17 protein-coding genes are annotated in these 24,801 nt (G+C 61.4%); 9 read left to right on the forward strand and 8 right to left on the reverse strand.

From position 1 onward, the window contains the following. Window positions 1-311 precede the first annotated feature (311 nt). On the reverse strand, window positions 312-1,736 hold the full coding sequence (locus tag AC1C2N_RS09285) for a hypothetical protein (RefSeq protein WP_495433775.1): 1,425 nt from the start codon (window positions 1,734-1,736) through the stop codon (window positions 312-314). Between the two features lie 1,377 nt (window positions 1,737-3,113). Here AC1C2N_RS09285 and AC1C2N_RS09290 point away from each other — a divergent pair. Beyond that, window positions 3,114-3,497, forward strand: a complete 384-nt coding sequence (locus AC1C2N_RS09290) for a hypothetical protein (RefSeq protein ID WP_495433776.1) — start codon at window positions 3,114-3,116, stop codon at window positions 3,495-3,497. Between the two features lie 398 nt (window positions 3,498-3,895). On the opposite strand, the gene AC1C2N_RS09295 is transcribed toward AC1C2N_RS09290, so the two are convergent. From AC1C2N_RS09295 to AC1C2N_RS09320, 6 genes are all read right to left on the reverse strand, one after another. Then, window positions 3,896-4,573, reverse strand: coding sequence for a hypothetical protein (locus AC1C2N_RS09295; RefSeq protein ID WP_495433777.1), 678 nt, complete (start codon window positions 4,571-4,573; stop codon window positions 3,896-3,898). A 149-nt stretch (window positions 4,574-4,722) separates the two neighbouring features. Further along, window positions 4,723-5,703 (reverse strand): restriction endonuclease, encoded by a 981-nt coding sequence (locus AC1C2N_RS09300; RefSeq protein WP_495433778.1) that lies wholly within the window; start codon window positions 5,701-5,703, stop codon window positions 4,723-4,725. 1,097 nt (window positions 5,704-6,800) lie between these two features. Beyond that, on the reverse strand, window positions 6,801-8,552 hold the full coding sequence (locus AC1C2N_RS09305; protein WP_495433779.1) for a GAF domain-containing protein: 1,752 nt from the start codon (window positions 8,550-8,552) through the stop codon (window positions 6,801-6,803). An 81-nt stretch (window positions 8,553-8,633) separates the two neighbouring features. Further along, window positions 8,634-9,938 carry an MFS transporter gene (locus AC1C2N_RS09310; RefSeq protein WP_495433780.1) on the reverse strand — a complete coding sequence of 435 codons (1,305 nt, stop codon included), beginning with the start codon at window positions 9,936-9,938 and terminating at the stop codon, window positions 8,634-8,636. A 31-nt stretch (window positions 9,939-9,969) separates the two neighbouring features. Beyond that, the gene (locus tag AC1C2N_RS09315; RefSeq protein ID WP_495433781.1) at window positions 9,970-10,374 is read right to left on the reverse strand and encodes a Zn-ribbon domain-containing OB-fold protein; all 405 of its coding nucleotides are present in this window, start codon (window positions 10,372-10,374) and stop codon (window positions 9,970-9,972) included. Then, a complete protein-coding gene (locus AC1C2N_RS09320; RefSeq protein WP_495433782.1) occupies window positions 10,371-11,513 on the reverse strand; it encodes a thiolase family protein in 1,143 nt (380 codons plus the stop codon). Before AC1C2N_RS09320 ends, AC1C2N_RS09315 begins: the two co-directional genes overlap by 4 nt. Window positions 11,514-11,781: 268 nt before the next feature. Between AC1C2N_RS09320 and AC1C2N_RS09325 the strand changes: the two genes are divergently transcribed. Beyond that, window positions 11,782-14,358 (forward strand): CaiB/BaiF CoA transferase family protein, encoded by a 2,577-nt coding sequence (locus tag AC1C2N_RS09325; RefSeq protein WP_495433783.1) that lies wholly within the window; start codon window positions 11,782-11,784, stop codon window positions 14,356-14,358. Between the two features lie 716 nt (window positions 14,359-15,074). On the opposite strand, the gene AC1C2N_RS09330 is transcribed toward AC1C2N_RS09325, so the two are convergent. Continuing rightward, on the reverse strand, window positions 15,075-15,782 hold the full coding sequence (locus AC1C2N_RS09330; protein ID WP_495433784.1) for an alpha/beta hydrolase: 708 nt from the start codon (window positions 15,780-15,782) through the stop codon (window positions 15,075-15,077). Between the two features lie 922 nt (window positions 15,783-16,704). On the opposite strand from AC1C2N_RS09330, the gene AC1C2N_RS09335 reads away from it, so the two are divergent. From AC1C2N_RS09335 to AC1C2N_RS09365, 7 genes are all read left to right on the forward strand, one after another. Next, window positions 16,705-18,150, forward strand: a complete 1,446-nt coding sequence (locus AC1C2N_RS09335; protein ID WP_495433785.1) for a LuxR C-terminal-related transcriptional regulator — start codon at window positions 16,705-16,707, stop codon at window positions 18,148-18,150. 300 nt (window positions 18,151-18,450) lie between these two features. Next, window positions 18,451-18,945, forward strand: a complete 495-nt coding sequence (locus AC1C2N_RS09340; RefSeq protein ID WP_495433786.1) for a hypothetical protein — start codon at window positions 18,451-18,453, stop codon at window positions 18,943-18,945. A gap of 3 nt (window positions 18,946-18,948) precedes the next feature. Next, window positions 18,949-19,392: a hypothetical protein gene (locus AC1C2N_RS09345; RefSeq protein ID WP_495433787.1), complete on the forward strand. Its 444-nt coding sequence runs from the start codon at window positions 18,949-18,951 to the stop codon at window positions 19,390-19,392. 1,208 nt (window positions 19,393-20,600) lie between these two features. Next, window positions 20,601-21,635 carry a LacI family DNA-binding transcriptional regulator gene (locus AC1C2N_RS09350; protein ID WP_495433788.1) on the forward strand — a complete coding sequence of 345 codons (1,035 nt, stop codon included), beginning with the start codon at window positions 20,601-20,603 and terminating at the stop codon, window positions 21,633-21,635. Between the two features lie 203 nt (window positions 21,636-21,838). Continuing rightward, window positions 21,839-23,023 (forward strand): sugar ABC transporter substrate-binding protein, encoded by a 1,185-nt coding sequence (locus AC1C2N_RS09355; RefSeq protein ID WP_495433789.1) that lies wholly within the window; start codon window positions 21,839-21,841, stop codon window positions 23,021-23,023. A gap of 1 nt (window position 23,024) precedes the next feature. Continuing rightward, window positions 23,025-23,972, forward strand: coding sequence for a carbohydrate ABC transporter permease (locus AC1C2N_RS09360; protein WP_495433790.1), 948 nt, complete (start codon window positions 23,025-23,027; stop codon window positions 23,970-23,972). Then, a complete protein-coding gene (locus AC1C2N_RS09365; RefSeq protein WP_495433791.1) occupies window positions 23,969-24,799 on the forward strand; it encodes a carbohydrate ABC transporter permease in 831 nt (276 codons plus the stop codon). The genes AC1C2N_RS09360 and AC1C2N_RS09365 overlap by 4 nt, the downstream gene beginning before the upstream one ends. Window positions 24,800-24,801 lie beyond the last annotated feature (2 nt).

Here is a 24,801-nt window from a genome sequence, read left to right on the forward strand (position 1 = left end):
ACTCCGGCTGTCCAGGTAGACGGTCACGCACATTGGGTCAAAGTCCCACACGCCAATCCGCGGCGAACGCTGACGTGCATGGACTCCGCAGCACATCCGTGCATTCGACGGAGGCGCGTCGATGCTCCGCCTCCGTGCTTTTAGGAACGTTCAGCGGGAACGCGCAGCTGAGCCCGCGGGGCCGGAATCCGCAGTCGACCCGCGGGGTCGGGAATACAGACCCCGACAGGGCCGTCGTTCTTAGCAAGCGCATATAGGCCGTCGATCCGTCAGTGAACTCGATAACGTGGGAGTGATCTCGAGATATTGACCTATGTCTGGGGAGCGCCGCCTTCCTTCGCAGGGCTGGCCAGCGTCGGCGCGGCCGTCTGAAAAGCTAACCCCTTCAGCTCAGCCACGTGCACTTGTCCCCGTTTGAACGAGGACGTGAACCCGGTACGGGCTGTCGGACATCCTGACCAGACAATCTGACCATCCTGCAGGAGGATGAAGGGCAGATCGATGTACGTCGACACGGATATTCGAGGGCTTGCCACCCGCCTTTTCACCACCACTTGGTCCGTGTACGCTTTCGCAGGAGCAACAATCAGCACGGACGTCTGAGCGGCGGCGATAGCAGAAGTTGAAAGGATTATTGCTTCCGTCAAAGGTGGAGCGCCCCCACCCGCTGGGACAGTTGTGATCCTGGCAATGAGCGCTTCAATCCGCGTTCGGACCGCCGTGACTCTTGCTTTCATCGCTTCCAGTTGGACCAGGAGTGGAACGTTGTCGTCCCCTGTGCTCACGTTGATCTTCGCCTGCAGTGCGACAGTCGCGTCAGCGAGTCGGTCATATGCTGCGAGGAGACCCTGCAGAAGCTCGAGCAAGGGTGAAGTTCCGGCGACTGGCGTCACCTTATCCGTCGCGACCGTGAGACCGGCAACAGACCCGAGGAGGCGGCGGACTAGCCTCGCGTGGACGGCGAACTCGGAGGGTTCGCTCACCATGTTGGACAGGGACGAGTCGGTAGCGAACAAGCCCGCCACCTCGGTCACCACAGTTGCGGTTGCCGCGACTCCAGCGGCGATGATATCGCCCACTCCCGGCACCGTGAACGGGGTCGTTCCGCCAGGCGCCTCCAAACCGACAAGCTTGAAGGCGGCGTCGTGGAGAGACCCAGACTGATTCACGAGGGACGCGAATTCGGCCTTCATTGAATAGAACGCAACGGAAGATTGCGCCAGATTTGGGTCGCTGGTTATCACCAGCTTCGGAAAATTGGGGACATTCAGTTGTTTGGAGGCAATCAGGTCGTTTACCAGTTCGGTAGCAACGGCATCTAGGACATGCCCGACATTCTCTGATTCACGAAACGCATAGCCCTCAGGCACGGAGACGGTATTTACCGGAATCTGACTTAACTTCGGAACCGCGGCAGCAACTTTCGCTGCCAAGGACTCGTAGTCAGCTTGCTTACGCTCGCGAATCTTTTGTTCGTTCGACAGACGGGTTGTCTCGTTGTCGAGTTTGGATTTGTCCTGGGCAATTCTGGTTGTCTCAGCTGTTTGCTGGGCAACGAGTTGGGCTACCTCGGCGTCGGCTTGAGATTTCTCGCGCGCGAGGCGCGCGGCTTCGCGGTCGTCATGCGCCTTCTTTTCAGCGATTTTTCTATCCAGTTTCGATTTTTCGAGGGTTTCTCGCGTCGTCTCGTTCTCGAGCCTCAATTTCTCCAGTTCAAGTTCTTCTTTTGTGGGCATGCCCGCGTGCTCCTTTGCATTTCGGGTGATGCTGAGCTTTTCTGCAAGATACTGTTGCTGCGACCAATGGCGCTAGCCCTGAATCCTGCTCAAATGCCATCGCCGGATCGTCACGACCCCGCAGCATCGAGCCGAGCCATTTGCGACTGCTTAAACGGCTGCAAGAGAAGGACGCCCCGACAGCGCTCAGCTGGGACCCGTACCCTGAGCGTCACAATGCAGTTAACTGGGGAGAGCCCCAGACCCCACAACCGGCTACGCAGCAGGCCGGTAGCGCCGAGGGCGCGCAACGTCGCAAAGATCTCTATCTCATGCCCCCCATGAGATAGAGATTCTCCTGCGAGTAGGACAGCGCGAAGACTTCTGCGTGTCGGGCTATGGATGCCAGCGGCATTTGAAGGTCGAGTAACGAGGACCGCGACGAACGGCCGCCCTCCATGAGTACGCCCTGGATCAGGAGCAGACCGGCCGCCCTTGGTGCGTTGGTCCGCGAGCGCGCAGACAAAAGGAGGTCTCATCCGGGCTGCGATGGATGACGTCACCCCTGCTCAGTGACTCGGGCCGCGCTATCACCAATCCGAGCTCGCGCCGCCACCGCCAGGGTCGGCGTGCCACATGTCGTGCTTCCAACCATTTAGGACGTTGAGTCGGCTGCTCGGACGCACGTACTTCCTAGTGAGCAAATTCCGTTCCCAAGTTCGTCCGGTCCCATCGGTGAACTCGACAAAAATCTCGTACCTGTTGACGCGGAAAGGGAAACCCGGCGTGATGTGGAGAGGAACGGCTAGGGACTCACCAGGCGCGAGGTCTGGCGTTCTGTTCGCACCGTTGGCCCGAGCCGGCAGCATATGAGCCGGGGGAGATCCATCCTTATTCTGATAGGCATACCAGACCGTGACTGAGTGCACCGGCATCGAGCCGCCGTTGAATACGTGGACGACTTTCGAATCGTCGTCGAAGCTAGTCATGAACCGATCCGCAGGCTCCCGCCTTCGAGTATTAACTTCGCGCACGAGAATCAGAGCGCTCACCAACAACGCACCAACAGTCCCGACGGCGGCGAACCAGTCCGGGACGCTACCCCAGTCCTGGGCGCCCAACCAATCGCTCAGCGATGCCGAAGCTATCATGACGCCACCTTAGTGATGATTCGCGTGGCGCGGTCGCTTGGACGGCGCCAGCCACTACGAACGTTAGAGGCGCTCCGAGGGCGGGCGGAGCGTTCTCTTATCGGTCAGCCGTCATCCTCTTAAGGAACCCCTGCGACCAGCTACGCGACGAGGACCGAATCGATGCCGATAAGCGCCTGGCAGATGAGCGCGCACACTCACAAGTCTGCTCGGAAAACAGCTCGCAAACGCGCTCTACATCGAAGGCTTGCCGCACGCAGAGAAGCTGCTTGAGTTGCTCAATGAATTGGAATCCACGTGGAGTCTCGATCCGGACCAGACACACGGGCACTACTCCTGGGAAAGGGGCCTCTCAGCCTCAATTACAGGCAAGACCTACGCTCTGCCGGATCCGGAACTGGGTGAGATCGTGAGAGCCACAGTCAGGGTTATTAACCACATCTGGATATCGGACGAGGTTGGAAGTATCGATGCAGGTGGCAAGGCAGCGCAGAGGGAGGCCCTCGAAACCGCGAGGAAAGCAATCTCCCGATTTGTCGCTCACCAACCGCAGGATGAAACGACCCTCCAGGGACTCATCGAAGTGGAGGCTCAGATTGAAGAGGACTGGTTTACTTTCCACAAAGATTGATTGCGCGGACGTCACCAGCGAACAGTGTCCTCGGACCTACGGCCGGCGTCGGTGTCGACCGAGTGGTTGACTGTCCGGAACTGATCGGTTGAAGGGTTGCGCCGCAAGGGCGAACGTTCGGGCAAACTCAGTCCCAAAGTCGGCTCCGAGGTCCGAGGCTTTATGAGCTGCACCTGACATCCTGTAAGGCGTGGAAACTACCGAAGAAGCAGCGGGTGAACGGCTATCCAAGACTTCGTTGCGCGACTTTAGGCCGTCACTTTCGCACGAGAAGCCTGACTATGACCTCCCCTCATACCGAATTACCTTGTCGTCGCAGGATGCTCCGATCCCGCTGTTGGGTTCGCTGGGGGGCACAACATTCGCCCCGGCATGCATTCAGGGCAGTCAGCCCTCCTTCAGGTACTCGAATGGCGCGTAAGTTGAGCGAGCGGATCAACCGCCTTCCAGGTGGACCAGAGGCGATCTACGGCTTCATGCGCCTCCCCAACAGGGGCTGGGTCGCCCATTTCCTTGAATGCATGCAATAGGTAATGCCAGGCAGCAGTGCCATGAACGCACGCCTCGTAGAGAGACAACTCGACCCACATCGACCGGTTGTCCAGAATCGTGGGCGCTGTCTCAGCGACCGGATGTCCACCGGCCTCGCAATGATTCCGGTAGTCGGAGTTCGGAAACCGCCCGTCCGCACGCTGCCGTATTTTCCCCGGCTGCCACCAGGCTAGGCGACGCGAGTGATCCGCACGCAGCCAGTCGATCGCGTCCTCCGGGTCCTCCGAGACGGCCCAGGCAAGGTACTCAATCTCAACTAGTTGCCTTACCAACGCCGCTGATGCGTAGGCGCACCGAGTATCGGCGAGTACAACGATTCCTTGAAGAAGTTCGCATCCGATACTGGCGACGAGCCCGGAAGCCATGACGCGCGAGCGGTGAGATTCATCGACTTCTCTGTTCACCGCAACCTCACGAGCTACCGATCCGAACTGGGCGAAGGCGCCCGTCAGCGCGATAACCAGCTCACGGCGCACGCGCTGCGCGTCATCGCCGCTCCCAGCTGGTGGCTGTCCCGCATCCATGCTTGGACGCTACCAGCATGTCTGAGACGCTCGGAACGGAAGCGCGCCAGATCGGGATGGCTCATGCGCAATGCTCGACTGACGCCGGGTCGCAGCGTATGCTGCGGCAGATCTCAATTCTGGCCTGAGCCCGAGGGGTACGGCCGCGCTCAAGAGCGAAGACTGTAGCTCGCGATCAGGTCTGGTCGCTGAGACAGTTGCGTCTCGAGTCGGCTGTCTGGCCAGAGTTCGATAAACGGGAGCTTGCCGTCGGCATTGTGCTTTTCTACGATCGCCACAGCGTCGGAGGTGAAGCGTCCGCTTGTCGCGATTACCAAGGTTCGAACGACGGGCGGTTCCCAGAGGGGGAGCGCGGCCAGTGTGTTCATGATGTCGGCAGGGGCCACGGACTTCGTCGTCCAATGCTTGGCCTGGACAATCACTCGCTCAATGCGGGTCGTTCCACCGTCATCCTTGATAATTCGCTCGGCTGACAGGTCCCGCCCTCGATCAGGCGCACGCGTTTTCATGAGCCACTCGACGTTTTGATAGCTGGGGAATCCCCTTAGCAGGTCGAATAGCAGTCGTTCAAATTTGTCGTCATCGACCGCCGTCCAGGTGAGGCCGGTGGTTGCGCCCCCTGTGGGTCTTGCCGAGGCGGCGACACCGAGGTCGATTGCTGGCACCGGGAGTAGGTCCGTCTCAGAGAGACTTGCGGCCTCGATGTCCTCGCGAACAGACGGCCAATCCATCTCGGCGATGTCGTGCCAATCGTGGCCCTGACCGAAGTGGAGATGCCTGTGAAGATCACCCCATCGCCCCTTCCTATCGGTGGTGTCGCCGAGCAATCGCTCGATCTCGCTGATCGAGTCCTCAACCACCTTCGTTTTGGGATCATCTACACGACCCGGTGAGTTGGGATCAACTGACTCAGTGAGCTGGGCAAGTGTTCCGTTGATCGTGGAGGTGAGTTCGTCCAAGCGGTCGTGGATTGCTCGACGTCGCGCTTGGGCGAGCCTGAACCGGTACTCATCGAGTTGATGGCCGGGCTTCTCCAACTCGTTCATCAGTGCGAAGGCAGGCTCGCCGATCTCGAAGTAGTCAATGAATGATTGGCCAGCCTCGTCGATGTCCGGAAGCTCTTCGGTCACCGTCAACCCATCGATGGGAGGTAAGCCGGAGAGCAAAGGCGTCCACGCCCGGCGTAGGTCCTCGTACTCCCGGCTTGTGCCGCGTTGTGGGCTTGACGGGATCATTGGCTGGGCGCGATCCCAGATCGCCTGAAGCTTGGCAAGATTCGCTGCAGCACGGTCCATCACCTGGAGAAGCTCGTCAAGATTCACTCCACAAGTTTCTCACCTCTTCCTTCAGGACTGTGCGCACTACCTACCTGACGTGACGGTCTCCGTGAGGGTTATGAGCGTAGGAAACGGCTACAAGTACCTGCGGCCACCGATCCCCCGTCCACTCCGTTGACGGGTACTACGCGCAGGAGACGGTCCGCGCGGCTTCCGCCTCGGCTCGGGTATCACCGGCATCACCGCGCTTGGCAGCAGGGAGATCGCCCTAGCCGATCGCGTTTCTTGGGCCCAATTGCTACTTTTTTCATCAGCATTGGCCGAGATCCGGTCACCGGCGAACGTCGTCAGGTCGAGATTGCACCTGAGTACATCTTGAACGGGCTGGAGAGCACGCACCCGCTCGGCCGCCTGGGGCAGCCGGAAGAAGTGGCTAACGTGACGACCTTCCTGCTCTCCGCAAGGCGAGCTTCATGACTGGCGCTTACGTGTTGATCCGCGGCGCGTACACCGCCGTCTAAACGCCCGCTCATCGCAGTTGCGGTTCGAGGGCCTCGAAGGGGGAGATCCGGTGCCACACCTTTTCCGGCCCCACCGAGCTACTCCCGACCCAGGACATCATGTGGAATCGGACGCACGAGTTTGTCGACGGGACCCAGGGTCATTTCGCTCCGCTAATGTACTTTCGTCGTCCGACGTCATCATTTGCTCATCACTTTCATCTCGATCCGACCGGATGTGTCCGAGTAGAATCGGAGGTAGTGAACCGCCCGGTTCCCTGTAAACACAAGGGAATCCGCGAGTTTTCGAAGACAACCGGCAACGACCAAAATAGGGCCTGATCCTCCAAGGAGTCGCGAGTTCAAATCACGTCAGCCCGACACAATAGAAAGCCTCTGCTGGGACATCTGCTTTTTAGGTGGACTGAGTCGTCGCAGCCGCCGGCGATCCTAGAGACCGATCTCCGTAATAGATCGGTCTCTGCCCTCGGACAGCGCTTGGTCCAGGATCCACGCCAGATGCACTTCTGCCATCGATGATGTCAGACGAAGATCGCGGTCTATGAGCTGGCTAATCTTTCCAATGCGGTATCCCAGCGTGTTCGGGTGAATGAATAGCGCGCTCGCGGCTTCACGATGACGATACTCGCTGGCCGCAAGCACACTCAGGGTCTTTACCAGCTCGGAACCGTGGCGGGCGTCATGCTCTCGAAGCGGACCCATCACACTCGAGAGGAATCGCGTAAGGCTCGGGGTCTCGGATGCTTCAAGTAGGACGTGGGCGACGCCCACACGGCCGCCGTCGATCAGATCCGACGATCCCGGTCGGCGGTCGGCGAGATCGAGCAACTTGCTCGCGATTCGGATGACACCCTGCAGGTCTGAGAGGTCTTCCACGCGGTCAAACTTCACTGTGGTCCAAGATCCGCGCTGTGTCTGGAGAGCGAGGGACAGCGCGGTGCCTAAGCTCTCCTCCCGCTCAGTGCCGGATTGCAAGGCCACAAGCCGTCGCCCCAGACGCGAGACGAAGGCGCCGCTCTGGCCCAAGCCAGGCCGAACCGTTAACGCCACGCGCGCTGTGACGTCGGTGTCGCCGTCCCCTGCGTCCGTGGACGCTACAGCGATTTGGATTGGGAAGTCGAGGGTGAAGTCATGAGTCGTAAAAAGATGCTTCACTGCTTCGAGCTCGTGAGGGTGCTCGGCTGACAGCAGACGCTCGAGGAGGTCATCAAGAACGCGTTCGCGTCCCTGTTCGTTCTGGGCGAGCACAGCGAGTTCCCGCTCGAGCGCCATGCCGAGGTATCCAAGCACCGCCGAAGTGGTGTCGTCCGACTCCGCAGCGGAGATAACCAGGGTGCCCAACTGTGCGGTCTGAACTGTGAGTGGGCGAGTAAGCACGGTCATGCCGGGACGGGCTGCCAGATCTGGAGCACGCGTTCCCGGAAGATGGGGCGCACCGTCTGGGGCGCCCACCGCGATCGTGCGACCGTTCGGGTCGAGTACGACGACTGAAACCCCTACCGCCGCGGCTGCCGTGTCGACGAGTGACTCGATGCCTGCTCTCGAGAGGGAAGCCTCGGTGAGCGCCTTGTAGAACCGTTCGAGCCGGAGTCGGTCACGGAGGTTGCGTTCGAGTGCTTCGAGCTGTGTCGCCCGCTCGGTCTGCAGCACGGACGCGTTGATCGCTGCGGCAGCGAAATCGGCAACCGCAGCCGCCGCGTCCATCTCGACGGGCCCGAACACGTGCGGCTCTGCGAAGTAGAGGCTTAGCACGCCAAGCACCTCGCCACGCGTAGCGAGAGGGAACGTTGCTATTGAGCGGACACCGCTCTTGTGTGCCACATCCTGCCAGAACCCCAACCGTGGTTCGGCCCGAATGTCTTCAACGGTGACAGGGACGCCGAACTGCCATGCCTCAGTCACGGGAGTCCAGTTCTGCCCGAACTCGGGTTCCTCGATCCAGTGGTCCAGGTAGTCCGACGGTAACCCGTAACTCCCGGTGACGGTCTCTGAACCAGCCCCCCAGATCACCAGCGCGGAGCGGCACCCAGTCACCCTTGCGGCAGAGTACGCCACGCGCCGGAAGAACTCGGCGATATCCTCACTCTCGTTGAGTTGCCGCGCAAGCGCGGCGAACGTGCGAAGCCAGTCCACATCGGCGCTTATGTGCCCGTTCTCGCTGGTCACCTTGTCGGTCAGCACAGCTCGTACCCCCCAAGAGAGGAGCTCAGGAGGGCGCCTCAAGTTCGCCCTCCTGAGCATATTGCCCGAAGTGTCGGGGGACTAGGCCTGCACGACCGCCTCGTCGGATTCCTTCACAAGTCCGAGCGGCAGACGGTGACGGATTGTGGCCGCGCGCCAGATGAAGACGACAGCGCCAAGGACGAAGATGACGGCCGCGACCACGAGGGCTCCTGAGTAGCTCCCCGTGGTGTCGCGGAAGATGCTGAAGAGGTACGGCGCACCGATGGAACAGGCGCTGAAGATGACAACGATCACTGAGAAGGCGATGGCGAAACTCCGTTCGCCCAGTTCGCGGAGGATAAAATACCCCATCATTTCGATTTCGCCGCCGGCGACGGCGGCGAACGCGATGATTCCGACGAATGCCACCCCGAACGTCAGTGGAACCCCAAGGCCCAGCAGCAGAGCGCCGACGGCGCCAAGCAGAAGGAAGGAGACAGCGACGACATAGCGTGGCAGCACGTCGAGGAGCAGGCCGGAGACGACGCGACCCAGCGCCGCCGCGATGAAGAACATCGAGAGGATCGTCCCTGCTTCGGCGGGGTCGAGTCCGCCCGTGCTGAGTACGGGGAACATGTTGGCGAGGAAACCGCCCACTGGCATGACCATGAAGGCGAACGCCAGGCCGAGCACCCACACGTCACGGTTCCGCACGGCCGCGCCGAGGGTGGTCAAAGGCTTCTGCTGATCGACCTCCTCCACGATGATTGGTGCGTTCTCTTCCGCGTCAACCGGATCAACGTGGACTTCCTGACGGATGCGGATTCCCCACAGGGAGACAGGGACGGTGACCACAAGCAGGATGCCGGCGATCACGAGGTATCCGGCTCGCCATCCCGAAGATGTAATCACCGAGACGAGGATCGGAGAGAGGATCGCAACCGACAATCCCGCAGTGAGGCCCATGAGCGACAGGGCCTTACCGGCACTCTTTCGGAACCAGCTGACGACTGTACGGTTCCACGGGACCATGGATACTGAGGCGACGAACATGCCAGCAACGAGTCCGAAACCGTAGTAGACGCCGAGGCTCAACGGGAGTGAAACGAAGATCCCTATTGTCGCGACGAGTCCGAGTAGTCCGAACAACACGACCTTCTTAGGGCCGAACCTTTGGACCGCCTTGCCCACGAACGGCGTCGAAATGGCGGTAACCACGCCCATGATCGGGGACAGCAGGACCTGCGACGACGACCATCCCGTTTCGGCGATGAGTGGCTCGATGAACAGCGACGACGTGTTAGTGATCATCACCCCGGCTGTGCCCCAGCCGATTGCTGCGGCGACCGCTGGTTGCCACCCGGCGCGCCATTCGCTCGGCGTTTTCGTGAGTGTTTGTGTCATTTCATCTCCATTGATGTTCGTTGACGGGAATCTATGAAACTCGGAAGACGGGGAGGATTTCTCCGTCGAGCGGAGCGGGGTATGTGGCTGAGACCGGGAGACCGGCGCGCAGGGCGTCGACGTCATCGCACGCGATCGGGGCCATGATCCAGGGGCCTTCCTTCAGTGCAATGAGACCGCCGAGCGAGACGATGGGCTGTGCGCCGGTGGCGTCGGGCCGATCCCGACCTACGATCCAGCTCAGCAGTTGGCCAGTGCCGCTGGCCTCGGCCCATTTGAGCTCCGTGGTCGGATCTGCGGGATCCAGCCGCGAACCTGGTGCAAGGTATGTGCCGTCGCTCCCTTGCTTCAGTAGGAGGCGCCCCTCGCGTGCTGCTTCGAAGAACGGCGCGGACGCCTCGTCGCGCCGGACAGGGAGACGCTTTATGGTATTCATGAGGCCAGATCCCCCCGCATCGTGACATTGGGACTCAACAGGAGAGCACCGTGGTGCTCGAAGAAGCCGCCGTTTCCGGTGACGAGTACAAGGTCGTGCTTGTCGACTTGACGTTCGCCTCCCTCGCCGCGCGCCTGGATGATGCCTTCGGACAGTGGCGTCATGCCCCACATGTAGTAGGACGACAGCTCGCCCCCGCCGGTGTTCACCGGAAGGGATCCTCCCGGGGCAATCGCCCCGCTCTCAACGAAGGCGCCTCCCTCGCCCTTGTTGCAGAACCCATAGTCTTCGAGTGTCACCAGTGTCGTGTAGGTGAAGCAGTCATACAACTGGGCAACGTCGACTTCGGAACGTTCGATGCCGGCCATCGTGAACAATCGGGGGGCGGCATCCGCAGCGCCGGTGACGATTCCAAAACCACCCTCGCGGTCCATTGGTTGAGCGAGGTGGCTTTGGGCCCATGCCGCCACGTTCACGGCGGGGTGCGGTCCGTGCTGTGCCCGGTCGGCTGAGGTGACGATCACCGCGATGCCGCCATTCGATACCAGGCAGCAGTCGTAGAGCCCCAGAGGGTCGGTGATCATCCGCGCGTCCATGTAGTCGCCGATGGTGAGCGCAGTTCGGAACTGAGCGAGGGGATTCATCGTCGCCCACTCTCGCGTGGACACTGCAACGGCCCCGAGTTGCTGCTTCGTAGTCCCGTAGGTCTCCATGTGTCGCCTGGCGGCGAGCGCGTACATGGCTGCCGCCGAATTGATGCCAGATGCGAGTGCATACCCTCCGAGACCGGATGCTTTGAAACCGCTGTAGGCGCCGCCAGATCCGCGGTTCTCCACGAGTGGAGCGTCGGCGAAGACGCAGGCCACCGTTGTTGCGGCGCCGCTCATAACGGCGAGACTCGCCTGCTGCACCATTGCGACGGCGGTCGCCCCGAAGGAGTTCACCTCCGCCAGCATCCGCACGTCGGTAAGCCCCAAGTCCGAAGCAATCCTGAGGCCGATGTTCTCCTGAATGCCACTGCTCACCAGCAACCCGTCGATCTCACCAAGGGTGATGCCGGCGTCTGCGGCTGCCCGCACGACGGCGTCGGTGGCGAATTCTGCAGCGGTCTTGCCGTACACCTTTCCTAGCTCGGTCATCCCGAGTCCTGAAATGGCCGGGGCCCGAGTAGGAGCCAGTCTGGATGGCATTTGCGACTCACTTTCCTCGATGTGACGTCTGCAGGATCGGTGGTTCGACCCTGCCCGTCGGTTCTTTGTAGCTGTCGCGCATCATCGCGGACAACAGTTGCAGACAAGGTTCGTGTCGGCACCCAAGTGGAGGAGCGCTTCTTGGGGTGCGCGCCCAATGACATCCCCTGCGCCCCCCCGGTGGTATTGGATGCTAACCGTTACAAAGGAGTGGCACGTGGCTCAAGCTGAGGACAACACTTATCTCCGGGGACTGCGTGTTCTCGAAGTCGCGAACGAGCTCGGTGAGTATGCCGGAAAGCTCCTTGCCGGCCTGGGGGCCGATGTCGTGAAGGTGGAGCAGCCCGCAGGGGAGGAGACACGCGCCTACGGTCCGTTCCTGGACGACGTTGCCCATCCCGATCGAAGCCTTTACTTCTGGCACTACAACCACGGCAAACGGGGCATCGTGCTCGACCTCGACACGGACGAAGGGGTAGAAACGTTCCGCCGACTGGCAGCCCTTGCGGACGTCCTGCTGGATACGAGACCAAGAGGGTACCTGGAGTCGCGGGGGCTGGGTGCGGAGGCCATGCGCGAGACGAACCCGGGCCTCATCTACGCGAAGATAACGCCTTTCGGCGAAGACGGGCCATGGGCGGACTACCAGGGGAGCGACCTCGTGCACCTTGCGCTCGGCGGCATGATGATGAACTCTGGCTACGACCCTGATCCGAGTGGGGACTACGAGACCCCGCCAATCGCCCCGCAGATGTGGCACGCCTATCACATCGCCGGCGAGCAGATGGTGATGTCGATCATCGCTGCAGCCTGTCACCGTCTAGTCAGTGGGCGGGGCCAGTACCTTACGGAGTCAATTCACCAGGCGGCGGCAGCATGCACTGAGAGCGATCATCCGATGTGGATCTCACTGCGCATCCCCTACATCCGACAGACAGGCCGCCACGCATCTCCGATCCTCACGACCCGCGCGATTGCACCGACGAAGGATGGTCGCTATGTGATGCCATATACCACCTATGTGCAGAATTTTCCGGACAGCTGGTCAGCCGATATCGCGACGCTTCGTGCTTACGGTATGCAGGGCGAGCTTGATTCTGAGGAGTGGGAAGACCCGGCGTTTCGGGTGGCGAACGCTGATCGCATCGCCAACCGGATGGACAAGCTCATCGGACGGACGCGCTACGAGGACGACCTCTGGCGAGAGATGCTCGCCAAGGGACTCACCTGGGCGCCCGTGCGCAACCCAGAGGAGAATGTGGCCGACGAGCACTGGCTCATGCGCCACACTTACACGACGGTGGAGCATCCTGAACTCGGGCGTTCGTTCACCTACGTCGGCGCCCGCTGGTATTCGGAGCAGGTTGAGTGGAGCCTTGAGCGCCGAGCGCCGCTGCTCGGGGAGCATACTGCCGAGGTAGAGGACGGTTGGAAGGCAGCGGTCGCATCTCCGCTCACAGTCTCCGGGCCGCACCGGGCAGCCGATCCTGCGGCTTCACCGAAGAGTGTGCATGGCGCTCCTCTGCCTCTGGCCGGGGTCCGCATTGTCGACCTGAGTTGGATGCTGGCCTCGGCGGGCGCTGGGCGATTCCTCTCAGCGATGGGTGCGGAGGTGATCAAGGTGGAGCACATGTCCAGGCTTGACGGCATGCGCTTCGCCGGCATGCCCTTCCCCGATCGAGCCGAGCGCGACGCCGCAATCGCACCGATGCGCTACCCGCAGCAGACGAGCGTCAACCAGTCGGCGAATTTCAACGAGATTAATACCGGCAAGCTCGGCCTTTCGCTTGATCTCAAGTCGGCTCGGGGCAAGGAAGTGCTCGAGGATCTCATTCGCGCCGCCGACTTCGTAATCGAGGGGTACTCTCCAGGAACTATGGACCGGATGGGGTTGGGATATGAACGGCTTCGCGAGGTGAATCCCAAGATCATCTATGTGCAGCAGTCAGGCCTCGGACAGCATGGAACCTACGGCGGCGCAAAGGCATTCGGTCCTACGGCGCAGGCATTCTCGGGCCTCACGGAGATGTCGGGATTGCCGAGCCCGTGGCCCCCCGCCGGCATCGGGTACTCGTATCTTGATTGGTTCGGTGCCTACAACATGGCGACAGCCATGGTTGCGGCGCTCTACCGCAGGGACATGACGGGGGAGGGATGCTGGATCGACTCGTCGCAGGTGGAAATGGGTATTTACCTTCAAGGTTCAGCGCTGCTGGACTATTCCGTCAACGGCCGACCGTGGCGCCGGTATGGCAACCGCTCGCCCTTCAAGGCTGCCGCCCCACATGGTGCCTACCGTGCGGAGGGCCGAGACCGCTGGGTGGCGATCTCCGCATTCACAGAGGTGCACTGGCTGGCGCTGTTGGCGGTGCTCGACGCAACGGAACTGAACGACGATCACCGGTTCAGCACTTTGGAGGGACGCCTGCAACATCAGGACGAGCTGGATCGGCTCATCGAGACCTATACGGCGCGCTGGGACCGGTACGAACTCATGCATGCTCTCCAAGCGCGGGGAGTGCCGGCGGGGGTGACACAAGATGCGCATGACAAGGTCGAGTTAGACCCGCAGCTCAGCGCCCTTGCGTGGCTGGTCGAGCTCGAGCACTCGGAGTTCGGCTCCTGGCCGGCGAAAGACTTTCCCGTCACCTTCAGCGAGACGCCGACCCATATCGGTGGGCCGAAGAACCGGCATTCGCCGTGTTATGGCGAAGACACCGACGATGTGCTCACAAGGGTGCTTGGAATGTCGGAGGCGGAAATCGTCGAGCTAAGGGAGCAACGGGTGGTCTAGCTCATGGTGTGTCCGAAGTGCTCGGCTCAAGCGATAATGCCTTGGGATGGCGGATTAGCCGGGGAGTGTTCCAGCGTGCGGGCAGCTCATACGAATGCCTCTCGGGAATCGAACGATAGTTCTGGGCCGCTTGTTGCAGTGGACGAGCGCGCGTGTCGCTCCGGGGCCTCCACGCGAGTACGGCAGTGGCTCTTCATCACGATCGTTGGTGAACCCCACTCGATGCCCTCGATCACACCGTTTACTCATCGCAATCACCCGCAGTCGACTGGAATCGATCCGGTGCAATCGGAAGCACCGAACTGCCTGGTTCCCCGTCGACACAAGGGAATCCGTGAGCTCCCGACACGACTGGAGCGGCCCCGAAACGGGCCGAATCTTCCAAGAGGTCGCAGTTTCAAATTCCGTCAGCCCGACCGCAACGTTCCGGAACCACATGGGTTACTGGGACTTTTGGTTCTTCGAGGCGCTGACGTTGTTTCCGGTTGTCTCCGATCGCTCGGGGACGGGCTTCCCACCTTGTGGATGTGCGCACGCAAACTTTCTCACGCGCCGTCAAACGAGGGGCGCCTGAAGCTCGCCGAGTGCTGCTGCGAGGAGCTGGATCTGAAGGGTGACCTCGAATGGATGGGCAAATATGTGGTCATCCTTGTGGGAAGGTAAAGGCCGACCCGCGAGAGACGCGAGCCGGCCGGGACGATATGCGGGCGGCGTGCTCACCGGTCGCGGATGAGAGAATTCCGCGCGGCAGTGTCGATCACGTCTGAGACAAGCCCGGACTGCGTCATGAACACAGCATGGCTGGCCGACACACGAGTGACCTCGGCCCCGGCCCGCGTAGCCATGTGCAGCAACATCGCCTGGTCGAAGGAATTGTCCTCGGTGGCGATTACGGCCCAGGACGGCTTGTCATGCCAGGCAGCATGCTCGACCGGGGTCGCGAACGCCGACATATTGATGGGTACCTGCGAGTCACGGAGGAATGCGGCGTCGTCATCGCTGGCATCCGCAGCAAAACCAACCTTGAACGTGTCGTGGTTGAGGAAGCCGAATCCGTCATCACCGACATCGATCACAAACTTGGGCGTCTCAGCGAAGCCCTGATATTGCTTCGCTGTGTTCTCGCCGGAGTCGGGCGCCAGCGCGGCCACGTACACCAGCCCGGCCACGTTGGGATGCGATCCTGCCGCAGTGATGACGGTGCCGCCCCACGAATGCCCGACAAGGATGGTCGGGCCCTCCTGCAGATCAAGAACTCTGGTGGTGGCGGCGACGTCATCTTCCAGAGAGGTGAGCGGGTTCTGCACGATTGAGACGCGATAGCCGCGATTGGTCAGGTTGTCATACACGCCACGCCACCCTGATCCGTCGGCGAATGCGCCGTGAACCAGAACGACGTTCTTTACTTCCTGGTTGGTGTTCATTTCGGTTTCCTTTCGATTGCTCGTCGGATGAGACCGGCGAGAGCTTGAGTTGGGTGAGCGGATGTTGACCCGGAGGTTGGAGAGGTTGACGAGGCCCACGAATCGATGATCTGACGCCGTGTTTCCTGTTCCGAAGAGTCAATTGACTCGCTCGAGTCATCGGCAGGTCGTCGAAGGTCCGGCGGACTGCGAGATGGGGGAGCCCAAACTCCACACGTTGGGGGGCAGCCCCCGTGCGCTCGGGTGAGGGTTTCTCATATCATCGACTATGGTTACCCGGCCGTATTCGCAGAGCGACGCGCCTCGGGTGTCCGCTCTCGTTCTCCGACACCTCGAAGACTTGTACGGGGCCGCGTCGATGCCAGCGGGAGTGGTCGAACGCGTTAGCCGTTCGGACCATTGGTTCGGGATTCTCCCGCGGATCAGCGACCTGACCTTTGAGGGTATGGCGCTCGTCCCCGAGTTTCGCTCGATGGCGCCTGACCTACGAGGGCGTTTGCTCGCGTTCGCGCTTCAGGGCGGTGGAGCCTCGGCTATTCAACCGGACGCTGCCGCAGCGACCCGGTTCGTTGAGATCGCCGAGCGCGGGCGCATTTCGTGGATCTCGGATCTTCACCGGCTGGTGGTCCTGGCCGCAGCTGACTCGGACGACCACCTGATCGCCGGCGGCGTGTGCTTCTCGGAGCATCCGCCGCCCCACGGTGGTGCCCTCCACCTGCTCTTCGCCGAGGCGCGCGTCGAGGAATCCGACCTCGTCGCTGCCAGCGAGTTTTTCGCGCGAGCAGACCGTCCCTCATGGGCGGTGCACTGTCTCGTCAGCGCAGCCTCTTCGGCTTCAACGCCGGAGGCAGCGGCCGGGTTCGCCGCCGCTGCGACGAATATCGCGGCCTGCGACGGCGACTTCCGGGTCGCGGAGCGGGTTTTGGAGCGTTTCACCGCTACTGACACCCGAGTGCTCCTCCGCGAGAGCGCCCCCGCGCGGGCACTCCGGCAGGCGCTCGTCGAGAGCGATCCGGTGGCCGCCGTTGCGACGATTCTCGGTCGGTTGCGAAACGATTCCCTTGGTTCCGAAGACGCCGGGGAAGCCCTCGCGGTCTTCGCGCTGGTCAACCTGGTCGGCGCAAACGGAGCCGCATGGGAGGACTTCCTCCAGGCGTGCACCTCTGTTCCGGTCCTGCACCCGCACGTCGCCGCCGTCGCGGCCTCGATCAGCTCCCTCAACGCCCCGGTCCGGGCCCATCTCGACTACACGGCCGCAAGCGATGGGCGGGGCTGGTCGCAGGTCGCCGTTTGCGTGGCGATGATCCTGGACGCACTGCGAAATATGCGCTTGATGAATTCAGTGGCGCCCAGCCGCCGGCTCGCCAGACGTGTGGGAAACCGACTCGTGCGGGCAACCGAATCGACTCACCTGTCTCTCATGCTTTCGCACATTCAGCACTGGAAGGAACTCGAGGCGACCGTGACGGTCGCGCGCGAGGCAACCGATATCGTCCCCATGCCGGTCCAGCGGATTGCTACCGAGGCGACGTATGCATTCGCCGAAGCGTTTCAGGGGGATGCGATAGCGGCACGACAGCGGGTGGACCGTATTCTGGCTGAGCCAATCCTGCATCACTCGCATCGATTGCGGGCGATAGTGGACTCTGCTGTTGTCATGATCGAAGGGCCGCAGGGCAATTACGACCAAGCGATGGCCCTTCTATCCACCCGGCAGACCGACCTTCTCAACCTCACGACCGGACCGTGCGGACCCATGGAGTTATTCGACTTCGTTGACTACGCACTGATGGTGCACGAGGAAGTGCAGGCCGTCTCGCGAGTGGAGCAGTTTCGTCGAGGGTTGCAACGTTTGCATTCGGAACGCGCGGATTTCGTGGTGGCTGCCTGCGACGCGATCATCGCGGCGCGAACGACCTTGGCGCCCACGGAAGAACTGTTGCTGCGCGCGGAATCCCTTCCCTTCGTGTACGAAGCCGCCCGCCTGCGGCTCGTTTATGCCGAGCAGTTGCGGCGCAAACGCCGTACGGCCGAAGCGCGCCGCCACCTACTTCGCGTTCAGTTCGATCTGGAGAGTGTGCAGGCTGGCGCCTGGCTGGATCGGGTGCAGCGCGAGCTTCGCGCGTGCCAGAGAGAGATCGCCGTGCGCGTTGCTGACCTGACCGAACAGGAGACACGGATCGCGGAGCTGGCCGCGGAAGGCCGATCGAATAAAGAGATCGCCGCGCGCTTGTACTTGTCGCCACGCACCGTCGGAGGTCACCTTTACAAGATCTTTCCCAAGCTCGGGATTACGACCCGCGCGCAGCTGCGCGATGCGCTGTCGGAGAGCACGGATGCCGGCGCCGGGCGCTCGCCCTCAGAGTGAGGCAAACACCACTCTCGCCCCTGTCACGGAACCACTCGGACGGGCAAACGACTCAATGTCTGGCAGTGCGCGGTCGCCGCAGGATCATGACCTATATGGTCCGACCCGCGTGCAGGTGCTGAGCGCCGCCCGAGTTGATCTGACGATCCGACGAATGGTCCTGCCCCGCGAAGTCTACGTCGACCGACCGATGTCTACCCTTGACGCTGAGTCAGCATCGGCTGTCCCACACCCGTTTGGGGAGGCTGCCGCCCGGTCCCTCCCTGTATACGATGTGCACAACAACGCAAGGGGAGATCAGTGCGGTTCATCGAGGGAGTGGCGCTCGGCGCTTTGGTGCTGTTCCTCAACGGCTGTGCGGTGGCAGCGGTTCCCGGACCGACCGTGACGGTTACGGCGACCGCATCGCCTGAAGTCCGCGGGCCCGAATCACGCATCGACGCGCTCGACGCTTATGCGCTCTGCGCGGCGCGAATCTATAGCCCCCCGATGGATGGGAGCTACTCCTCCAGCTTCACTCCTTTCGCCGAGGCGACCGTCGAGCCCACCGATTCCTCCGGCTGGTATGTCTTGTTCAAACGAACCGACACGTCGCCGGTGGCTGCGGACTACCCCGGGCTGGGGACCGAATCGTGGGGGCGCTGCGCACTCGAGGGAACGATTATGGATGTCACCTGGATCGCGGGCGGATACTGCTCGGGCTCGAAACCTGTCGACGACCTCTCTGCCCTCAGCGCGATCGAGCCGTTCGACGCCTCAAACCCGCAGCCTCCCGTCTGCCCGACAGGGAATTGAAACATGGCGCAACTTCGATCGATTGCTACCGCGCTTGCTGCCGCGCTTGCTCCGGCGCTCGTTCTGGCGGGTTGCGCCGCCGCGGAGGTGCCGGGCCCAAGCCTCACGGTGACCGCAACGGCCACGCCATCCGCTGCGCCCCGCGCCCCGTCCGACCCCATCGAGAACTTCGACGCGCTCGCTCTCTGCTCGGCACGGACCATCGAGAGAAGCCCGTTCGGTGACTTGCCAAAGTCGCGGACTCTCGACCTCGACCAGGTGGAGCACCGTCCGGACGGGAAGTGGTGGATCGTCATCCATGAACACGATCCCAATCCGATCCCCGATGACCACATGTATCCCGATGGCGACTCGTGGTCCTTCTGTCTGCTCGGCGGTACTATCGGGAACGTCGAATGGGAAGAATTCGGTGGATCGATGGAAGAGCCCGGCGTCCAGCAGCCCTAATGAGCCGGGCGCTCGTAGCGTGGCGGCCTTCGCCCGCAGCACCGAACTTTCGCGTTCCACGTTGACGTCACTAGCCCGTGCCCTCCATGCGCCCGCCCGCCCGGTACGATCGTCAGCCGCAAGGGTAAGCAGAAGTTCCGACAGGACCACACTAAAACCGCCAGGTCGACTCGCGTTGTTGCCATCCCCAGCGCCACCGCGAACCCTGTCCGCCAGCGGCTCGCCAAGGTCGGGAGTCTGGGCTTGGATGCATTGCTGTTCCAGCCCAGAGACGGCACGCCGCTGACGATCGCGAATGTGTCGTCAACTGCGACGGTTGCTCGCGGGAGCGGGCATCAATGGAGCGCCCCCCACCTGTTTCGCCGTACCGTTGCCTCTGCGGCCAATACCAACGCCGGCATTAAGCTCGCCCCGGAGCTGCTCGGCCACACGGACACCAGATCAGGGTGCGGCACTACATCCAACGCAGCGAGATGGTGAGCCCGGCACGGCCGCGCTCTTGGACAGGGCGTTCGCGAACGACGAAGGTTGGAGGCGGTGCCGCCACGGTGGCGGCAGCGCGTCATCTGGGGTATTGCCGCCAGCATTGAATCTCTGTTCCGGGTCGCGGCTACGCACATGGACCAGTTGGCGAGCGTCGACCACGGATTACGATGGCCCCACGGTCTCTTCTGGTGTTCTTGCTAGGTCCGAGAATTAGGTCCTCGATGCAGCGTGCGGCCTGTTCAGACCGCTGCGAAAGACGGGACAAATTTCTAGGGATTGGCGACCTCGCTCCGCTGCGTCAGGTTTCCGAGCGGGTGGCCCATGAGCCTGAGTAGTCGTCCCGCGGGGCACTGACAGGGTTCAGGAAGAATTGGTTGCCCGAGTTCGTGACCGCCAAGAGTTCAGTTTGAGGGATAACGAGGCCTACGACTTCTTGTTGCTCTTCGGCGCTTGTGCCAGGATCATTCGATTCGCCGGAAGCAGACTCGCACGTGTGGGAGTCCTCCAGCGATAAGGCAATAAAGCATGTTTGGCCTCCGCAGCCTGCGGCAGCGCGTGGCCGTGGGCTGAAAAGCACGACGCGGTCCACAAGGCCGGGCGGGCTTCGACTACCTAATCAATTTCGCGCGCGACCCTTCCGACCACGTCAACCGCTCGTCTCGAAAGTTATCGGGCGGCAGGCCTGACCCGCGCGGTGGCAGGTTTAGCCATAATCTTAACGAATGGTAAACATTCGGGATGTCGCTGCGGATGCTGGAGTTGCTCGGAGCACCGTGTCGTACGTTCTTTCGGGTAACAAGAAACTTCCTGAGTCCACGAGACAGCGGGTGCTGGCGAGTGTCGCCAAGCTTGGCTACCGACCCGACCCCATGGCGAGAGCGTTGGCGCTCAGGCGCACCAATATCCTCGGCTTCTTAGCGACTGTCGACACCTCATCGTACGAGGAGGACATCGATGTATTCATGCAATTCGTGCGAGCGGCGATGTATGCCGCCAGATCGCGTGGATTTGACGTGTTGATCATGGGAAAGGGCGAAGGCGAGTTGCACGAGGATGTGCTCGCGGACGCACTTATCGTCATGGACGTGCGAAAACACGACCCGCGGCTGCCGACACTTCATTCCATCGGCCTGCCGACGGTGCTGGTTGGTATCCCCGCAGATACGACAGGTTTCAGCGCAATCGATCTCGACTTCGACGCTGCCGGCCGCGCGTGTGCTGCGCACTTCGCTGAACTGGGACACCAGAACATCGCGATCCTTGGTCCTCCTCAAAGCGCGTACGACCGCGAGATCAACTTTCATCTTCGCTTCCGCGACGGATTTCTTGAAGAGAGTCGGCGGCGTGGAATTACGGGCGTGTGCCTGCCGTGCGAGCACAGTTCTCCGTCGGGTGTTGATCACTGGCTAGAGGTGGCGAGGTTACGCTTGCCAGGGCTCACCGGCATAGTCGCTCATGCCCCGAGCGTTGTCGTTCCGCTGTTCGATTGCCTCCAAGCGCGTGGTGTGTCAGTGCCTGACGATTGCTCCGTTATTACGCTCGCGCCGCGCACCGTGGTGGCCACGCTGCAGCGACAGATCACGTCCATTGATTTGCCGGGCAACGAAATGGTCGAGCGTGCCGTCAACCGGGTGCTCGACGAACTGGCGGGGTCTGAGCCTGGACAGGTCGAACTGCTGCCCGCTGTGCTCCATGAGCGGGGAAGTACCGCTAGTCCGCGCGGGTCGGTCTTTGCTCCTTCCCTGGTCGGACCCTAAGAAGTTCGGCCCTCCAATGTAACGAAAATGTAACGGCGGAGAACCGGTTCTCTAAATTCATTGAACCGGTTCTCCATTTCGTTTAGGCTCCCAATTGTTCGCTTGCAGCAACGCTGCTCGTACTCGCGGACACGATCACCGTCGATCAGTTGTATTCAGAGAGGAATACCGTGAAAATTTGCCGTTCTCGCTCAGCCGTAATCGTGAGCGCTACCATCGCTGCTGGCCTCGCCCTGACAGGTTGCAGCTCGGGAGGAGGGGGCGCGAGCGAGTCCGCCAGGACGCTCGCTCTCTGGGACAGCTTCACCCAGTACGACAAGGCGTCTCCCTATGGCCAGCTCATCAGCGGCTGTGAGTCAGAGACAAAAATCACGATCGAGCGCACTGCAGATCCCGATACCGAGACCAAGTTTCTGCAGGCAGCATCCTCGAAGACCACTCCAAATCTGATCATCCTCGACAACCCGTCCGTTGCGAAATTCGCCGACACCGGGCTGCTGGTTGACAACGAAGAGTCCGGTCTTGACACAACCGATGTCCTTCCGAACATTCTCGCGTCGGCGCAGTTGGATGGTAAGACGTACGGTTCATCGATCGGGTCGAACACTTTGGCGCTGTTCTACAACAAGGATCTTCTCGCGGCGGCTGGTGTCGAACCCCCCACAACTTGGGAAGAGCTGACGTCAAGCGCGGCGTCCCTGACTTCTGGGGATGTGAAGGGCATCAGCTTCTCCGCGATCGGTGGTGAGGAAGGCACATTCCAGTTCCTACCCTTCTATTGGGGCTCGGGAGCGACACTTGACGACGTTTCTTCGCCCGAAGCCGTAGGCGCGCTGACACTGTGGGCTGATCTCGTGCAAAGCGGATCCGCTTCTACCTCCGTCGTCAATGCGAACCAGCAGGATGTGCGCGACCAGTTCCTGGCCGGGAAGGCCGGAATGATGGTAAACGGGACGTGGCAGCTTTCAGCTCTCGACGAGGCGGGCATAAACTATGGCGTCGTTCCGATCCCGGGCGTGGATGGCGGAGCGGCACCGAGCCCGCTGGGCGGCGAGTTCATCGAAATTGTGGCGAGCAGCGCGGAGAACCAAGCGCTTAGCGCGGAGTTCGCTCAATGCATGATCGATCCGGCAAATCTGCAGGCATGGGCCGACGGACAGTCGTACATTCTTCCATACGCCGATGCTGCCGCTGCTCAGGCGGAAGCGGATCCCGCACTCGTGCCCTGGGTTGAGGCGATCACGGCGGCCGAGGGGCGTACCTCTGACTTGGGCATTGCATATCCCGACACCTCGAAAGCGATCTGGTTGGCGATGCAGGAGGCTCTCACTGGCTCGAAGGATCCGCAGAAGGCACTCGACGACGCCGCCGCGTCAATCAAGGAGTAACGTGTCTGCCCCCGTGATTATCGCAGCACCCGTGCCGCCGCCAGGTGCTCAGCAGCCGGGCCGCACCCGAGGTCGGAGGCGCGCAACACTGCGGCTCGGGTTGTCGGCCGCCGCTTTCATGGCACCCGTCATCGCATTCCTTGGGATCTTCTTTGTATATCCCATTATTCGTGGCGTCATCTTGAGCTTTCAAGATTACGGACCGCGAGCCTTCGTGACAGGGGAAGCTCCCTTCGTAGGCATAGATAACTACGTGTCGATTCTCACCGATCAACTGTTCAGCACGATCGCATGGCACACGGTGGTTTTCACGTTGGTTTCACTCGCCGGGCAGTTCACCATCGGTCTTGCCCTCGCGGTTTTCTTCACTCGCCGATTTCCTCTGTCGACCACATTCCGTTCCCTGATTCTCCTGCCGTGGCTGTTACCGCTTATTGTCTCGGCGACTGCCTGGCGGTGGATCTTTGACCAGCAGTTTGGAATTCTCAACGCTGCGCTCGGGGCGGAAGTCGGGTGGCTCACTGACCCCTCAGTCTCGCTGTGGTCGGTGATCCTCGTAAACATCTGGCTCGGTATTCCCTTCAACATGGTTTTGCTCTATGGGGGTCTCCAGGCTATCCCCGAGAGTCTGTACGAGGCCGCCGCGTTGGACGGTGCCTCTCGGTGGCGCACCTTTCGGAGCATCACTTGGCCGCTGCTGAAGCCCGTCACCGCAGTCACGCTGCTGTTGGGGCTGGTCTACACGATCAAAGTGTTCGACGTGATCTGGATCCTCACGCAAGGCGGCCCGGCAAACAGTTCGCACACCCTCGCGACGTGGGCGTACGAAAAGTCGTTCACCGACCTCGAGTTTGGGGTCGGTGCCGCAGCGGGGCAAATCTTGGTGGTGGTCGCACTGGTCTTCGGCTTGATCTATATCCGTGCGCAGCGAAAGGAGGCACTGTCGTGAATGTGCTCGAATCCCCGGCCCGACGCTGGATCAACTTCGGCCTGGGTCTGGTGCTATGCGCGATCCTGCTGTTCCCTTTGTACTGGATGGTGAACGTCTCGTTCACGAAACCGCAGAACCTAATTCAGAGCCCGCCCAGCCTATTTCCGAGCGACCCGACCATCGATGGCTATGTAACCGCGATCACGACCCAGTTGCCGAACCTAATGACCAGCCTTGTGATTTCGCTTGGCACCGTCATCCTCACCCTGCTCATCGCGCTGCCCGCCGCATTTGCAATGGCCAAATTCAAGGTGCGAGGTACAGGACTTGTAATGTTTGTCTTCCTCCTCGCGCAGATGATTCCTGGCATTGTGCTCGTCACGGCGCTGTTCGCTATCTACAACGCCGTGGGATTGCTCAATACATACCCCGGCCTGATCTTGGCGGATGCGACGGCATCAGTGCCGTTTGCGGTGATCATTTTGCGGGCGTTCATGATCGGCATTCCTGACGAGCTCCTCGAGGCCGCCAAGATCGACGGTGCGAGCAACTGGCGTTCGTTCGTGGCGATCGTGATTCCGCTGAGTCGAAACGCGATTGTCACGTCCGCGTTGTTCTCGTTCCTGTTCGCGTGGGCGGACTTCCTGAACGCGACCTCGCTGACTTCCGGGAACAGCATCGTGCCATTCACGCTCGGGCTATATCGATACATCGGGTCGACCACCACTAACTGGAACGGCATCATGGCCACGGCGGTCATCGCGTCGATTCCGGCGGCCATCTTGTTGATCGTCGCCCAACGATACGTGGCAGCTGGCGTGACCGCTGGCGCAGTGAAGGATTGAGC

It is taken from the genome of Mycetocola sp. Y791, assembly GCF_059445325.1.

What these genes read in the sequence shown, in the direction of transcription:
- AC1C2N_RS09310 (WP_495433780.1), bottom strand. Translation starts at nt 9,938, where the DNA reads ATGACACAAACACTCACGAAAACGCCGAGCGAATGGCGCGCCGGGTGG.
- AC1C2N_RS09315 (WP_495433781.1), bottom strand. Translation starts at nt 10,374, where the DNA reads ATGAATACCATAAAGCGTCTCCCTGTCCGGCGCGACGAGGCGTCCGCG.
- AC1C2N_RS09295 (WP_495433777.1), bottom strand. Translation starts at nt 4,573, where the DNA reads ATGGATGCGGGACAGCCACCAGCTGGGAGCGGCGATGACGCGCAGCGC.
- AC1C2N_RS09320 (WP_495433782.1), bottom strand. Translation starts at nt 11,513, where the DNA reads ATGACCGAGCTAGGAAAGGTGTACGGCAAGACCGCTGCAGAATTCGCC.
- AC1C2N_RS09345 (WP_495433787.1), top strand. Translation starts at nt 18,949, where the DNA reads ATGGCGCAACTTCGATCGATTGCTACCGCGCTTGCTGCCGCGCTTGCT.
- AC1C2N_RS09350 (WP_495433788.1), top strand. Translation starts at nt 20,601, where the DNA reads ATGGTAAACATTCGGGATGTCGCTGCGGATGCTGGAGTTGCTCGGAGC.
- AC1C2N_RS09330 (WP_495433784.1), bottom strand. Translation starts at nt 15,782, where the DNA reads ATGAACACCAACCAGGAAGTAAAGAACGTCGTTCTGGTTCACGGCGCA.
- AC1C2N_RS09285 (WP_495433775.1), bottom strand. Translation starts at nt 1,736, where the DNA reads ATGCCCACAAAAGAAGAACTTGAACTGGAGAAATTGAGGCTCGAGAAC.